This is a genomic window from Arthrobacter sp. P4_H3 (genome assembly GCF_056400885.1).
Window position 1 is genome coordinate 101,251 of the sequence record NZ_JBFUKK010000008.1, and the last position, 14,076, is coordinate 115,326.

General features: G+C 63.6%; 15 protein-coding genes. 8 read left to right on the forward strand and 7 right to left on the reverse strand.

From position 1 onward, the window contains the following. Window positions 1-71 precede the first annotated feature (71 nt). The 3 genes from AC1DRE_RS12880 (at window position 72) to AC1DRE_RS12890 (ending at window position 4,023) form a co-directional block, all read left to right on the forward strand. On the forward strand, window positions 72-317 hold the full coding sequence (locus AC1DRE_RS12880) for a PLDc N-terminal domain-containing protein (RefSeq protein ID WP_214950532.1): 246 nt from the start codon (window positions 72-74) through the stop codon (window positions 315-317). A gap of 159 nt (window positions 318-476) precedes the next feature. Continuing rightward, window positions 477-2,708 (forward strand): McrB family protein, encoded by a 2,232-nt coding sequence (locus AC1DRE_RS12885; RefSeq protein WP_476985003.1) that lies wholly within the window; start codon window positions 477-479, stop codon window positions 2,706-2,708. Between the two features lie 76 nt (window positions 2,709-2,784). Further along, the gene (locus AC1DRE_RS12890; protein WP_476985066.1) at window positions 2,785-4,023 is read left to right on the forward strand and encodes an McrC family protein; all 1,239 of its coding nucleotides are present in this window, start codon (window positions 2,785-2,787) and stop codon (window positions 4,021-4,023) included. Here the strand turns inward: AC1DRE_RS12890 and AC1DRE_RS12895 are convergent. After that, entirely contained in the window at window positions 3,980-4,273 is a 294-nt protein-coding gene (locus AC1DRE_RS12895; protein ID WP_476985004.1) for a hypothetical protein, read from the reverse strand. The genes AC1DRE_RS12890 and AC1DRE_RS12895 overlap by 44 nt on opposite strands. 177 nt (window positions 4,274-4,450) lie before the next feature. Here AC1DRE_RS12895 and AC1DRE_RS12900 point away from each other — a divergent pair, with 177 nt between their 5' ends. Next, complete coding sequence (locus tag AC1DRE_RS12900) at window positions 4,451-5,020, forward strand: TetR/AcrR family transcriptional regulator (RefSeq protein ID WP_476985067.1); 570 nt, start codon at window positions 4,451-4,453, stop codon at window positions 5,018-5,020. Here the strand turns inward: AC1DRE_RS12900 and AC1DRE_RS12905 are convergent. Continuing rightward, window positions 5,017-6,684, reverse strand: coding sequence for an ATP-binding protein (locus tag AC1DRE_RS12905; RefSeq protein WP_476985005.1), 1,668 nt, complete (start codon window positions 6,682-6,684; stop codon window positions 5,017-5,019). The genes AC1DRE_RS12900 and AC1DRE_RS12905 overlap by 4 nt on opposite strands. Window positions 6,685-6,785: 101 nt before the next feature. Here AC1DRE_RS12905 and AC1DRE_RS12910 point away from each other — a divergent pair, with 101 nt between their 5' ends. After that, window positions 6,786-7,541, forward strand: coding sequence for a response regulator transcription factor (locus AC1DRE_RS12910; RefSeq protein WP_476985006.1), 756 nt, complete (start codon window positions 6,786-6,788; stop codon window positions 7,539-7,541). A gap of 29 nt (window positions 7,542-7,570) precedes the next feature. On the opposite strand, the gene AC1DRE_RS12915 is transcribed toward AC1DRE_RS12910, so the two are convergent. Further along, window positions 7,571-7,972, reverse strand: coding sequence for an Hpt domain-containing protein (locus AC1DRE_RS12915; protein ID WP_476985007.1), 402 nt, complete (start codon window positions 7,970-7,972; stop codon window positions 7,571-7,573). A 236-nt stretch (window positions 7,973-8,208) separates the two neighbouring features. Between AC1DRE_RS12915 and AC1DRE_RS12920 the strand changes: the two genes are divergently transcribed. Further along, a complete protein-coding gene (locus AC1DRE_RS12920) occupies window positions 8,209-9,426 on the forward strand; it encodes a glycoside hydrolase family 26 protein (RefSeq protein ID WP_476985008.1) in 1,218 nt (405 codons plus the stop codon). 39 nt (window positions 9,427-9,465) lie between these two features. On the opposite strand, the gene AC1DRE_RS12925 is transcribed toward AC1DRE_RS12920, so the two are convergent. From AC1DRE_RS12925 to AC1DRE_RS12940, 4 genes are all read right to left on the reverse strand, one after another. Then, a complete protein-coding gene (locus AC1DRE_RS12925) occupies window positions 9,466-9,606 on the reverse strand; it encodes a hypothetical protein (RefSeq protein ID WP_476985009.1) in 141 nt (46 codons plus the stop codon). Between the two features lie 23 nt (window positions 9,607-9,629). Further along, a complete protein-coding gene (locus tag AC1DRE_RS12930; protein WP_476985010.1) occupies window positions 9,630-10,781 on the reverse strand; it encodes a glycosyltransferase family 2 protein in 1,152 nt (383 codons plus the stop codon). Between the two features lie 152 nt (window positions 10,782-10,933). Next, complete coding sequence (locus tag AC1DRE_RS12935) at window positions 10,934-11,353, reverse strand: very short patch repair endonuclease (protein ID WP_476985011.1); 420 nt, start codon at window positions 11,351-11,353, stop codon at window positions 10,934-10,936. Between the two features lie 59 nt (window positions 11,354-11,412). Then, window positions 11,413-11,847, reverse strand: coding sequence for a pyridoxamine 5'-phosphate oxidase family protein (locus AC1DRE_RS12940; RefSeq protein WP_476985012.1), 435 nt, complete (start codon window positions 11,845-11,847; stop codon window positions 11,413-11,415). Between the two features lie 188 nt (window positions 11,848-12,035). On the opposite strand from AC1DRE_RS12940, the gene AC1DRE_RS12945 reads away from it, so the two are divergent. Both AC1DRE_RS12945 and AC1DRE_RS12950 read left to right on the forward strand, forming a co-directional pair. After that, window positions 12,036-13,190: an FAD-dependent monooxygenase gene (locus AC1DRE_RS12945; protein ID WP_476985013.1), complete on the forward strand. Its 1,155-nt coding sequence runs from the start codon at window positions 12,036-12,038 to the stop codon at window positions 13,188-13,190. Between the two features lie 219 nt (window positions 13,191-13,409). Continuing rightward, the gene (locus AC1DRE_RS12950) at window positions 13,410-14,072 is read left to right on the forward strand and encodes a DUF6318 family protein (RefSeq protein WP_476985014.1); all 663 of its coding nucleotides are present in this window, start codon (window positions 13,410-13,412) and stop codon (window positions 14,070-14,072) included. The last annotated feature ends 4 nt before the right edge of the window (window positions 14,073-14,076 follow it).

A 14,076-nucleotide genomic window follows, 5' to 3' on the forward strand; every position in this document is an offset into this window, starting at 1 on the left:
GGTCCGAATCCCTAAAATCGTCATTACGATGAACCACCCGGCACCATTATCGGAACCAAGGAGCATTGGCCATGGCCACGAAGAAAAAGAAGAAGTCCTGGAAGGAAATGCCCCCGTTGGCGCGCTTCGGGACCTTGGTGGCAGCTGCAGTGCAGCTCTCGCTCCTGGTCGCAGCCCAGCGGGACATTTCCCGCCGGCCCGCGGAGCAGATCCGCGGCAGTAAGGCGGTCTGGCGGATGGTCACGCTGATCAACTTCGTGGGTCCGGGAAGCTATTTTGCGTTTGGGCGCAAGAACCTGCCCGCTGCCCCCAAATAGCCGCTCAACCCCGACCGGTGCGGGGCCAGGAGCCCAAAAATTACCGGAAACCCTGGCCAACGGCCAAGTCAACATACATAATGGCCCACCATCTACCGAACAGTAGCGGGCAGCGGTCCTTGGTGTTGGCGTTCAGGTTTAGCCTGTAAATTTGAAGGCATGACCCCCACCGCGAAGCCTGCCATGACCCGCGCCCCCGGTATCTCCAAGGAGATCGAGGACGCGGCGTGGTTTGTTCTGGGAGCCGGCCTGCAGGGCAGGCCGTCGGCCCTGGACGGGCGGACTGCCACATGGACCGCCAGCGCCGCTGCAGAGCTCCTGGAGCGCCTGGAACGGGGCGTCGCGGACCCCAAGGCGCCCATGATGACCAACCTGCGCCAGAACCTGATGGGTGCCTCCCGCGGAGCCAAGCAACTGGCCGTTGAGATGCTCTTCCTGCAGTCGCTGCCGCTGGCCCACGAAGTGAAATCGCTCAAGGTCAAGCGGGCCCGGGTGGCGGAAGCGGCCTCATGGCTCGAGCCGCCGCTTGAACTGCCCGGCGAGCTCTACCAGGGCATGACGGACCACGGAGTCATCCGCGACCGCACTGCCGAATTCAACTGGACCATCTGGGACCACCTGAGGTGGCTGTGCCGTTTTGTCCAGCACGTGGACAAGCAGGCCCCGGACACCATGGCGAAGGCACTGAAGGATCCCCTTGCCTTCCATCTGCTCGCGGCCGCGACACCGGATGACCAGCCCGCAATCCGCCGCAGCATCGAATACCTTGCCTGGCCCAGTTATTTCGAGCCGGTGGTGGCTGACGTTGAGCGGCAGGAAATCCGGGATGCCTTTGCTTCCCTGGTGGGCGGTGCCAAGGGGGACAGCGACGAAGAAATCACAGCTGACATCCACCGCATCCGCCTTTACCTCGACAAGCAGGCGGGCCAGCGCATCGACTGGTATGCCCGCCAGTTGGTGAGCCAGTGGCGCAAGGTGGGGGACCCGGGCCGCCGTGCATGGCTGCTGCGCACCCACCATGACGTCAAGGACCTGCTGGCGGCGTGGCACGGGGAAGAGAAGGTGACCCTCGACGTCGAGCACCTGCGCCTCCTGGGCCCCGGCGTCACTGCGGGACTGGTCCAGCACGCCGTGGACGAGGACTACAAGCACCTTGGCTACGTGGAGCGCGAGGACAACAAGACCGCCGTCTTCGCTTTCCTCACGGTCATGAAACCAGGCGACCTCGTCCTGTACCAGCACGCCGGCACTGTCCGCCTCGGCGTGGTCCTGGGCGAGCCGGAGCACAACGAGGACAACCGCAGGATGCGGCGCAAGGTCCGCTGGTTCGACGAAGCGCACACCATGACGGACCTTCCCCGCCACGTCCAGCGCCAGCTGGCCACGCCGGGGATCATCGTGGACGTCACCCGGGTGGTGCAGGCGCTGCAGGCGCTGTTGCCCGCCGAAGCGGAAGCGGAGGCCGACGACGCCGCCGCACCGGCCGCCGTCGTCGAACCTGTCCCGGAAGGGTTCCGTCCGCTGACGGAGGAGTTCGCGGCGTCCCTGCACATGGACCTGGAACCGCTGCAGGAAATCGCGGAGCTCCTGGAGGAGAACCGGCAGCTCGTGCTGTACGGCCCGCCCGGAACGGGCAAGACGTACCTCGCCAAGCACCTGGCGGCCGAGCTCGCCGCTGACAGCACGGACGAACGCGTCAAACTCGTCCAGTTCCACCCGTCGTACGCCTACGAGGACTTCTTCGAAGGCTTCCGCCCGGACAAGACCGACGAGGGGCAGGTGTCCTTCAAGCTTGTGGCCGGCCCGCTGCGGCGGCTCGCGGAGGAAGCTGCGAAGCCCGGCAACGAAAAGAAGCCGTACTTCCTGATCATCGATGAGATGAACCGCGCCAACCTGGCCAAGGTCTTTGGCGAGCTGTACTTCCTGCTGGAATACCGCGATGACCGCATTTACCTCCAGTACAGCCCCAACGAGCCCTTCACGCTGCCGGACAACCTGTACATCATCGGCACCATGAACACCGCGGACCGCTCGATCGCCATGATGGACGCCGCCATCCGCCGGCGCTTCTCCTTCATCGAGCTGCACCCCAAAACCGAACCGGTGAAGGGTTCGCTGCTGCGTTTCCTGCAGGCCCGCGACCTGGACACCACCCCGGCGCTCCTGCTCGATGCCCTCAATGACGCGATCGACGAATGGGACCGCGACCTCATGATCGGGCCGTCCTACTTCATGAAGAAGGCGGCCCAGACCCCCTCCGGCCTGCGCCGGATCTGGAAATACGAGCTGATGCCCCTGCTGGAGGAGCACTACCACGGGCAGCTGAACCGGGCCCAGCTGCAAGAGCGCTTCGGGCTTGAGCAACTGCTGGGCCGTCTTGCGTCCCGCTAACACATTGCAGGTCGCTGTTCCGCCGCTGCCGGCGCGGCAGCCCGCCACCCCGGTAAAGGCTGTCCGCCACATCGTCCTGGACGAGCTTTCCGGCGGCGTGGTGGACAAGCTTGACGCTGCCAGTGCCGCATTCCTGAACGCCAGCGGCCTTGCCAAGGCGTCCCCCATGGGGATGGGCCTGTTCAGGATCGAACCGGTGGGCAAGGTAGGGTCCGTGCGCACGTCCACGGTGCAGCTGGAGGTCCGGCCGAAGGACCGCCTGGGCCTCAGCCGGCTGCTGTTCCTGCTCAGCTACGCGGGGAACCAGGGCTTCCGCGATGACGCGGTGGCCGCCGTCGAGGACTCGGACCTGTGGAGCGCCCTGGCGGAATCGCTCGCACAGCTGGCGGACCGTGCCCTGAGCCGGGGGGTCCTGCAGGGCTACCTCACCGTTGACGAATCGTTGCGGACGGTCAAGGGCAGGATCCGGATCTCGGACCAGATTTCCCGCCGGCCGGGAATGCTCGTCCCGCTGGAGGTCTCGTACGACGAGTTCACCGAGGACATTGCCGAGAACCGCATCCTCCGGGCCGCCCTCGAGCGCATGGCCAGGGTTCCCCGCGTGCGGCCCGATGTCCAGAGCCGCCTGCGGCAGCTGAAGGGAAAGCTCGACGCCGTCACGCGCCTTCAGTCCGGAGCGCCGCTGCCGTCGTGGCAGGCAAACCGGAAGAATACCCGGTACCACGCGGTACTCCGCCTGTCCGAGGTGATCCTTCGCAACGCCTCAGCCGAAGCGGGCGACGGAAAGCAACAGACGGCGTCGTTTGTGGTGGATATGGCGCAGGTGTTCGAGGATTTCGTCGGGACGGCACTCCGCGAAGCCATGGCTGCCCACCCCGGCGAAATGCGGCTGCAGTACAACGCCCTGCTGAACGAGGCGGTGCGCGACTCGGACCGGCTCACGGTGAGTCCCGACGCTGTGCACCTCCTGGGCGGCCGTCCCGTGGTTGTCTACGACACGAAGTACCGCGCGGCGACGGACCAGGGCGCGTCACTGTCCGCGGACCACTTCCAAATGCTTGCGTTCTGCACGGCCCTACGGGTTCCCACCGCCTGGCTGGTATATGCAGGCGCGGGGGAAATGAAGCTCCGCCGCATCCTCAACACCGACATCGACGTGGTGGAGTACCCGCTTGATCTGTCCCTGCCGCCGTCGGACATCCTGGCAGCTGTTGCTGACCTGGCACAGCAGTCCTGGGGCGAAGTGGTGCGGCAGGCAGGACTTAGCCGACTTAATCAAGGATCGCGGGCTCGGAGCGGCCCGGCATCGACATGAGATGCATGAGCAATGCCCTCTCAGGGTTGCCTTGGTTCTTGCTGAGGCAACGGCGCAGTTGATTGCGGATTTCAGACCCCTCCGGATCGGTGTCCGCCAGGATGGCATTGATGATTTCCCACGACTGGTGACGAATCGGCTCAAGATTCACGCGCCCGCTGACGGGCCCCCCAACGGCATGGATCCCGGAGCGCGCCTGCCACGAATCGCCCTCGTAGGACTCAACGGCTGACAACATTTTCTTCGGCATCTCCTACCCTCCTGTGGCACAAGCGCTCTGGCTCAAGGCCTGGGAATTCGACCGACCGGAATGTAAGAATCCTATCTCAGACAGACAAGTCTGTCTGCCCCTTGCGCTAGACTGTTTGTAATGACCCCAACGCCAGATTCTGTATCGGTACAGCCTGCACCCCAGGGCGAGGTTGTGATGACGCCTGCCGACGCAAGGCAGCGGATTGTCGATACGGCGTACCAGCTTTTCGCACGCCGGGGAATCCGCGACGTGGGCGTCAACGAGCTGATCAGCAGTGCCGGCGTGGCCAAGGCAACGTTCTACCGGCACTTTGCATCCAAGGATGAACTGGTGCTCGCCTTCCTTGAGCAACGCGACCGGGTGTGGACCGTGGACCTGATCGTTGCCGATGCGCGACGCCGCGGCAGCACCCCCACCGAGCAGCTGCTGGCGATCTTCGATGTCTTCGGTGACTGGTTCCGCCGGGATGACTTTGAGGCCTGTTCCTTTATCAACATCCTGCTGGAAATGGGCGCCAACCATCCGCTGGGACGTGCGAGCATTGACTACCTCGCCAAGATCCGGGGCCATGTCCAGCAGCTCGCGGAGGAGGCCGGGCTCCGGGATGTCGAGGACTTCTCCCGGTCGTGGCACATCCTGATGAAGGGGTCCATCATCTCCGCGACGGAGGGCGACCTGGAAGCCTCCAAGCGTGCCCAGCGTATGGCCCGGACGCTGATCGAGGAGTTCCGGGCACAACCCTAGACCGGCACCTTAACCGTGAAGGTGGTCCCTTCTCCCAGCGCGCTCCGCAGCTGGATGCTGCCGCCGTGTGCCTCAACAATGGCCTTGCTGATGGACAGTCCAAGACCCACTCCCGGGATGGACGTGTTCCGCACGTTGCCGGTCCGGAAGAACTTCTTAAACACCTCGGCTTGGTCCTTTTCGCTCATGCCCATGCCGGAATCACTGACGTGGCACACCAGCTCTGATCCTTCCGACCCCAAAGACACCACCACGTCGCCGCCATTAGGCGAGTACTTGATGGCGTTGGAGAGCAGATTGTCCAGTACCTGTGACATGCGCGCGGAATCCACGTGGGCCTCCAGCCGTTCAGGGGCTTCTGCATGGAGCCGCACCTTGGCTGCCGCGGCGCGGGGGAGTGCAGCGCTGACGCTGGACCGCACAAGTTCGGCCACGTTGACCGCTTGCGGGCTCACGATGAGCTGCCCGCTCCGGCTGGCAAGCAGGTCCGAGACAAGCCCCAGCAGCCGCTCGGAGTTCCGCCGGATGATATTGAGCGGTTCACGATGGGAATCCTGCAGTTCCTCTCCGTCATCCAGCAGCAACTCCACGTAGCCGAGGATGGAGGTCAGCGGGGTCCGGAACTCGTGGGAAACGTTGGCGACGAAATCGTCTTTGGCCGCCAGCGCGTTTACCAGGTCCGTGACGTCGCCGAACACAATGACGGAGCCGGCGAAGGCGCCGTCGTGGTCCCGCATGGCGCGGGCGCTGGTTGTAATGGCGCGCTGTTCACTGCCGCTGCCAAGCCACACCAGATTGTCCGTGAAATTCTCGCCCAGCACGGCGCGGCGGACAGGCCGCTCTTCGACCGGCACCTTGGTGATCCGGTCAGGCTGGAAGACCAGCAGCTGGGATTCGTTCGGGTCGCTGTTTCCTGGCGGGGCGGCGAGCCGGTGGTTCTCCCGCTGTTTCCGGTTCATGAGGATGTCATGCCCGTCCGCGTCCACGGCCAGGACGCCCAGGTGCACCGTTTCCAGCACCGAGTTGAGCAACCGTTCCTGCCGCTTGCTGTCCTCGAGGGCGATCCGCAGCTGCGCATCCTTCTCCTCGAGATCGCGCTGCTGGCGGACCATGCTGAGCGTCAATACGCTCACTGACACGCCGATGCCCAGCATCATCACCGGCAGCAGCAGGGACTTCGCCAGATCCTGCCCCGTGACGTCGCCGTGAACAAACAAGGGCACCCAGATGATGCCTAGGGGAGCGAGGAATGACATCAGCAGGGCGGTGCGCGGATAGATCCCCGACGCGCACAGCCAGATGACGGGAAAGACGGCCAGGAGGCTGATGCCCATGAGGCTTTCCTGACCGCCTTCCCGCCCCAATGCGATCGAGACGAAATCAAGGAACGGGATCGCCAGGAAGCTGGCGTATGGCAGCCGGTCCCACGGTGTGAAGTAGCACAGGCCCAGAATGAGGACCTGAGTCACCATGAAGGCGATGAAGGGGGGATTGGCCAGGGTGCCGGGAAAAAACCACAGCATCAGGAGGGCAGTGAGCCCTGCCGTGATGGACAGCGGGATCTGGCTCAGCATCACCCGACCCCGCATTGAGTACTCGTGGAACGGCCGGCGGAAGAACAATATCCGGCCGGATGAGATGTCCCAGGTGAGGTTGCCGCTCATGGCCGGGTGGAAAAGGAAGTGCGGTTTAGTGGACGCATACCACCACGATATCCGGCGACCGCTATACTTCTGACGGTATCGAGCGGACTGAGGGGGCTGCGATGAGTGAATCACGTGTGGGTCTGGTAATCGAGGATGACCACGACATCCGTGAGCTGGTGCGGGTAGTGCTGGTTCAGGCCGGGTTCGATGTCCAAGTGGCCAGCAGCGGGGCGGCCGGTGTCGTAGCGGCCAAGGAGCTCAATCCCGCGGTCATCACGCTGGACCTGGGGCTCCCGGACATCGACGGGTTTGAAGTCGCCCGCCAGATCAGGGAGTTTTCCGACGCCTACATCGTCATGCTGACGGCCCGTGCCGAGGAACTGGATACCCTCATCGGTCTGGAATCAGGGGCTGACGACTACCTCACAAAGCCCTTCCGTCCCCGGGAACTGCGCGCCCGGGTCGCCGCCATGATGCGGCGTCCGCGTTCGACGTCGGACCCCTCCGCCGCCGGCAAGGCACCCGCCGCAGCGGGCGGCCCCGGCCACACGCTGACGCACAACGGCCTTGAGTTCAGCTACGAGGCGCGGACCGTGAGCGTGGACGGGCGCGAACTGCACCTGACGCGCACTGAATTCGACCTGCTGCATGCCCTTCTTGAGGCCGGCCGGATGGTGCGGACCAAGTCGGAACTGGTGAAGCGCCTGCGGGACGAGCCGTACGACGTCGGCGGCTACATCTCCGAAGCCGACGAACGGTCCGTTGAAGTGCACATGGGAAACCTCCGCAAGAAGCTGGGTGACAGCCCGCAGAATCCGCGGTGGCTCCAGACCGTGCGTGGCGTTGGATACCGGTTGGCCCCGGCCGAACGCTGACTCTCCAGGGTTGCTGTAGGGCGCTGGGCTCAGGCCGCGACGGCGGCGGACAGCCCGGCCACCGTCTGGCCGGTGCAGGCGTCCATGCTTTCCAGAAGAGCCAACTGGAGTAATGCCGGCTGCTCCCCGGGGATCCCCGGGTGGGTCTCCAGGTGCTTCAGGATGGTCTCGAGTTCGTCGGCGAGCATCCCGAGATATGCCGCTCCGACCATCTGGCTGGACGTCTTGACGCTCAGCACGGCGTCCATGGCCGCATCCAAATCCATGGCTTCCACGGCATGCCGCAGCCGGTCCAGCCGTTGCGGTAACTGCTGGATGTAGCTGGTGACGAACACGATGCAGTAGTCCGGGTCAGGTTCGAGTTCGCAGCGGAGTGTTTGAAGCACGGCGGGGTCAACGTACGGCTGGCTGGCGCCATCCTGTCCATCCATTGGACACCCCTTCCCTTTGCCTCGCACAGCTGGGCTAGCGGGTGCGGACATAAACCTTGCCTCTTTTACAGTAGGGCTCCCGCGGCTGCGGAATGCGTTTTCCAAAAAAATTTGTGCCAATCTTGATCAGACTGGCCCGCTTGAGCTTTAGGATCGGGACAAGTGCCTGTCGGCACCGAACTGACCTGTGGTCTTCCGGCCACCAGCCGATTGCGGGGATCGCTTTGTTCAGGACCGTGAAGACACTTCTTGTTGGACTCCTTGTCGGGCTGGGACTGACGTTGGCGGCCATCCAGCCAGTCCAGGCAGCGCCGGCGGCCGCCCAGATTTCACTCAACCCGAACACAGGACCGGCAGGGTCCTCGGTGACAGTCAGCGGAACAGGGTTCAAGGTGTCCACTACAGGAACCGTCATTGTCGGGTCCTCCACCTTTTCGTTCAACACGGCGGCATCCGGGGCCTTCAGTACTTCCATCACAATCCCGGCCGCAGCCACTGGTTCGCTAACCATCACGGCCAAGACCTCCTCCGTCAAAGCATCGTCCGTGTTCAAGGTTGTAGCTGCCCCGGCGCCCGCCGTCCCGCCGGTCAGCACCGCGGCACTGCGCTTTGGAGTGGCCACGCCCGGTGGCCCGCTGGCCAGTGCTGAACTGGACGAAGTGTCGCAGTTGGCGGGGGAGAGCCCCTCCAGCGTGCTCTTCTACAAAGACTTCCTCCAGGCGCCGCCCATCACGGAGATGAACGCCGTCCGGGCGCGTGGCGCCGTCCCGCTGGTCACGTGGGAACCCTGGGCCTGGGGCGGCGGCCTGGAACAGCCCGCCTACTCCCTGGACAGGATTGCCGCCGGCGACTTTGACGCCCACATTGCGCAGTGGGGCCAGGCCTTGGCGTCTTGGGGCCAGCCTGTCCAGCTGAGGTTCGCCCACGAGATGAACGGCAACTGGTACCCGTGGGCCGAAGGCGTAAACGGCAACCAGTCCGGGGACTACGTCCAGGCCTGGCAGCATGTTCACGACGTCGTTGCTGCGACCGGTGCCAGCAACGTGTCCTGGGTATGGAGCCCGAATGTTCCCTACTTCGGGTCCACGGATCTTGCCGGCCTGTTCCCGGGAGCCAGCTACGTGGACGTGGTGGCCCTCGACGGCTACAACTGGGGAACCTCGGCGTCGTGGAGCGGCTGGATTTCCCCGCAGGACCTGTTCGCCCCCGGGATAGCCCAGTTGCGTGCTCTGGCACCCGGAGTGCCCATCCTGATCGCAGAGACGGCTTCGAGTGAGGCTGGCGGCTCCAAAGCGGCCTGGAACACCGATCTGGTCAGCTATCTTGCAGCCCAGCCTGATGTCATGGGCTTCGTCTGGTTTCACCTCCAAAAGGAAACCGACTGGCGCATCAACAGCACCGACGCCTCGGCGGCCGCATTTAAAACTGCGTTGGCGGCCCGCCGGGCGTCGTAGCGGCTGGTGCAGGGCGACGCGGGGCCCCTGGGGAGCCGCTTAGGGACGGACCTTGCCGCTGGGCCGGGCCAGGGCCAGGAGTGCTACGCCGATCAGCATGATGCCGAGGGCGGTGAGCAGGCCTGCGCCCATATTGAGCCCGGTGTAGGCCAAAGTGGCGCCAGCACCAGTCGCAGGCATTGCAGCGTTCATTCCGTACATGTTTAGTTGATTTCCTCTGCTGTGTATTGCGCTTCCCAGCGGTCGATCCGCCGCCGGGTGATCTTGCCTGTAAGCACGGCCCACCAGGAGGCCAGAAACCATCCGGACCGGAGCCACATGAAAATTTCCTGCGGGAAGAAAGAAGCCGCGAGGGCCATATCCTTCCAGTCGCGGTGCGGAATCCGCCGTGCCCGCTTGATGTCCAGAGCCACGAAAAGAATCGGCACCAGCCACCAGAAGAGAACAAACCGGAAAACCCCCAGCACCAGGGACGCCGCCATCACGGCGAGCCACAGGAGCTTGAGGAACACCCCGAGCAAACCCATGGCCTGCTGGCCCCAGTCGCGCAGGGTCAGCCGGTTCACGCCCAGGTCAAGGAGATCCTCCACCGTGCCCACCTGCCACTTCATCCGCTGGCCCCAGAGCGCCTTCACCGACTTCATCGAGTCCGTGTAGGCGCGGACATCCGGGGAGACCTGGCAGGTATAGCCGAGTTCCCGGATGCGGTAGGTGAGTTCGAAGTCTTCAACCTGGGAGGTATAGACCCAGGGGCCTTCCCGGTCGTCCCGGGCCGCGACCTGCCGAAGGACACTGTTGTTGATGGCGCAGCCGGTTCCTGCCAGCACGCTGGTCCGCCCGCGCCGGAGCGCGACGTCGGTCCACGTGGCGAACTCTGCCTTCTGCAGCCGGCTAAGGATGCCGGGATCCTGCATGGTGAATTTCGACGACGACCCGCCCAGGGGCTTTCCGGAAGGCGTCTCTGACACGGCGAATTCCTGGGCCCATGCTGCTAGTGCGTTGGGCGGCAGCACAGTGTCCGCATCCAGGCAGATCACCACGTCGGCGTCGTAAGCGTATTCATTCCACGCGCGGTTCAACGCCTCGGATTTGCGGTGTTCGAGCCGTGGCAGTTCCATGACCGTGACGGGGTACTTCCGGGCCTCCCATGCGGTTGAATCCGAGCAGCCGTTGGGGATCACCACGATCCGGTCCGCCGGGCGTGACTGCACCATCAGACCATCAAGGGTGGCACCGATGGAGTTGGCCTCGTTGTACGCGGGGACGAGGACGACAACCCTCACTTGCCAGGCCGCCTCCCGGTAATCGATGTTCTCCGGCAAAGACGCCGTGGTGGCCGGGAGAGCTGACTGCAAGATGGCCTCTTTAGACGGAGTTCAGGGCCCTCTTTCCGGGGCCCCTGGATCCATCCTGTTGGCCCTGTCTCAGTAAATGTCGGGGGATAGCCTAAAGATTGCATCAAGGTCTTCGCAGGTTTACCGTCACGGATATTTCGTGGTGACAAGGCTCACGCCAGGAACCGCTCCAGCTCCGCTTCCAAGGCTGAAATGTCCTTGAGCTCGCATTCCCAGACGGTGAGTACCTGCCAACCTGAGGCTTCGAGCAGGTGGCGCTGCTCGGCGTCGCGGTTCCTTGTGCGCGTCCGTTTGGCTTCCCAGAATTCTGCGTTCGCAGCGGGGGAGTGCTGACCTGCCCTGCAGTCGTGGAAATGCCAGAAGCAGCCGTTGACGAAGATGACTTTGTGCCGTCCCGCGAACACCAGATCAGGGTTGCCGGGTAGCTTGCCGCCCCGCGCAGTGCCATGCAGGCGGTAGCGGTAGCCCTTCGCGTGCAACAGGCTCCGTACCAACAATTCCGGCTTCGTGTTCTTGCCCCGGATCCTGGACATGTTCCAGCTGCGCTGTTCTGGAGTCAGCCGGTCAACCATGGTTCAAGTCTAGGCGGCCCACATTCTCCGCGGCTGGCTGCCTCTGACCTGCTGGGGTCCTAGATTTCCCGCTCCGGATGTTCGCCGAACTGGAAGTGCCGTCCGCTGAGCGAGACCGGCTCGATCTCCACGTAGAAGTCCTTCAACGTGGGCACCCAGGGCTTCAATCCGAGCGATTCCGCGGCCTCGATATCTGCGGACTGGTCAAGGACCCGCGCCGTTCCGCGAAGCACCACGGACCAGGCCTCGTCGGACATTATGCCGTCCGTCTCAAAGAGGACCTTGGCATTAATCGTCAGCTCCGCAAGCTTGTTCCCGGGGGCGGTTCGGAGGTAGAGCTTCCGGCCGCTCACGGCGTAGTTGACCGGGAAGATATCCGGCTCACCGGCCACAGTCACTACCAATCGGCCGTGTTTTGTGCCCTCCAGGAGCTTCCACGACTGGTCATCGTCCAGGTTCAGAATGGGTTTACTGTCTGCATGTGTGAACATCATGGGCTCATTGTTCCGTCGGTGGCGGCCAAAGGCCAGTGCCGTACGACTTATTCCGGATGCGGGGGCGCCGTTGAGCGGGGCTCGCTGCTGTAGCGGCGAACGTACGACGTCGGGCGTAGCGTTGGTTTTGGCGGAAACGACGAATTCGACTCACCCCAGGAGGCTGGCTGAACCGGGAGGGTGTTCCCATGAAGGCGATCATTTGCGGAGCGGGAATCAGCGGGCTCTCTGCTGCGGCGTTCCTAGCCCGTGCCGGGTGGGACGCGGTAGTGCTCGAGCAGGCTGAAGGCCCGCGGCCGCAGGGTTACATGATCGACTTCTTTGGTCCGGGCTGGCAGGCGGCACACTCCTTGGGTATCGTCCCCCGGCTTTGGGACCCGGGCTACCGGGTGGAACGGCTGGAATATGTCGACAGTCGAGGCAAGGTACGGGCAACCCTGTCCTTGGCTAAATTGAGCCAAATCGCCCGGGGCGAATTTATCAGCGTCCTGCGACCTGACATGGAATTGGCCATTCGCGAAGCTCTGCCCCACCGGGTGGATCTGCGCTACGGTCGCACGGTTGTGGCCGTAGGGCAGAGCCGCGGATCCGTCACGGCGACCCTTGACAGCGGGGAGGTGTTGGAAGCGGATTTACTCATCGGCGCGGACGGCATCCACTCAGTGATCAGAGAGCTGGTTTTCGGGCCGGAGGAACAGTTCTTCCGCTATCTCGGCTTCCACGTGGGTGCGTATTCGTTCAGGGACGGGGAAGTCGCTGCTCAGATCGGTGGCAGGTTTGCCGCCACGGATACCCGCAACGAGGCAATGTTTTTCTACCGGTTGCGTGACGGACGGATCACAGTCATGGCCGTGCACCGTTCGCCTGACGGGGCGCGGCCCGATGACCCCTTGGCCGTGCTCCGCTCCAGATACCGAAACCTCGGCTGGATCTGCCCGGAAGCGCTCCGCCAGTGCCCGACGGATTTCTACTACGACCAGGTCGCGCAGATCAGGATGCCACGCCGGCACACCAACCGCGTGGTTCTCGTCGGCGATGCCGGGGCGGCGGTGTCCCTGCTCGCCGGTCAGGGAGCCTCCCTGGGAATGGCCGCGGCACACGTGTTGGCGGATGAACTGACGAAACGGCAGGACCTCGGCGTGGCCCTCGATTCCTTCGAAACACGTATCGGGCCTACTGTCCTGGCGGCCCAAAGGGCGGGTGTTTCCGCCGCGCAATGGTTCGTGCCCGCCACACGGTATGCCGCCTTGGCGCGCCGCACCGTGATCCGGCTGGAAGGGGTCCCGGGCATGGGGCGAATAATCAGTTCCGCTTTGATCGGCAAATCCGGCGCCGCGCTGTAGGTAATTCTGGTGCTATGCCTAACGGGCGTTCACCGGATTTTAGCTCCCGGCCAAGATATTAGTGACTTCCTAACGTGTGCGCCGAGTGGTAAAAACGGAGGCAATGGCTGTGGATAACTTTGAGCCTCGAAGTGTGACCTCGGTTACCCTTTAACAATCGTCCGGATTTATTGGCGGGCGGCTCGGACGTCTTGAAAACTATCGGGGGAATAGCTGCCCATGACATCTCGCACTTCGCCCTTCACACGGTTGCGCTATTCCGCGGCCGCAGTTCTTGCTGCTTCCGCTCTGGTCCTGACAGCGTGCAATGGCGGCGGTAACCCGCCGGGTAACGACCTGACGTCTCCGTCAACTTCCGAGTCAGCATCGGCCTCAGCCACGCCGAGCCCCACACCTACACCGTCCGCCGCCTACAAGCCTGCCGACGCCAAAGGCAAAGCCCAGAATGTACCGGTCCCGGTGCTGCCTGAGGCGGCGAAAGCGGAGACGAAGGAGGGGCTGGAGGCTTTCGCGAAGCATTGGTATGACCTGATGAACTACGCCTATGAGACCGGAGACTTAGCGCCTGTCTCGGCTGTCAGCGGCCCCAACTGCGCGTCATGCAACAAAGTTCGCGACACGCTCGTTGCGTGGAACTCGGATGGTCAGTGGATTGAAGGTGGGACTCTAGCCGTTCAGAGCGCCGATACCAAGTACGCCAAGGATGCCAATGGTAATTACCAAGTGATCGTTCAGTATCAGCGGCAAGCTATTTCCTATCACTTAGCTGACGGCTCGGTGGAGGAGTCGTCACCGAAGACCAATTTGCTGGCCGACATCGTCATCGCGAATTACGAGTCAGGACGTTGGACCGCGATCAATGTCGACAAAATCGGGGGGTGAAATT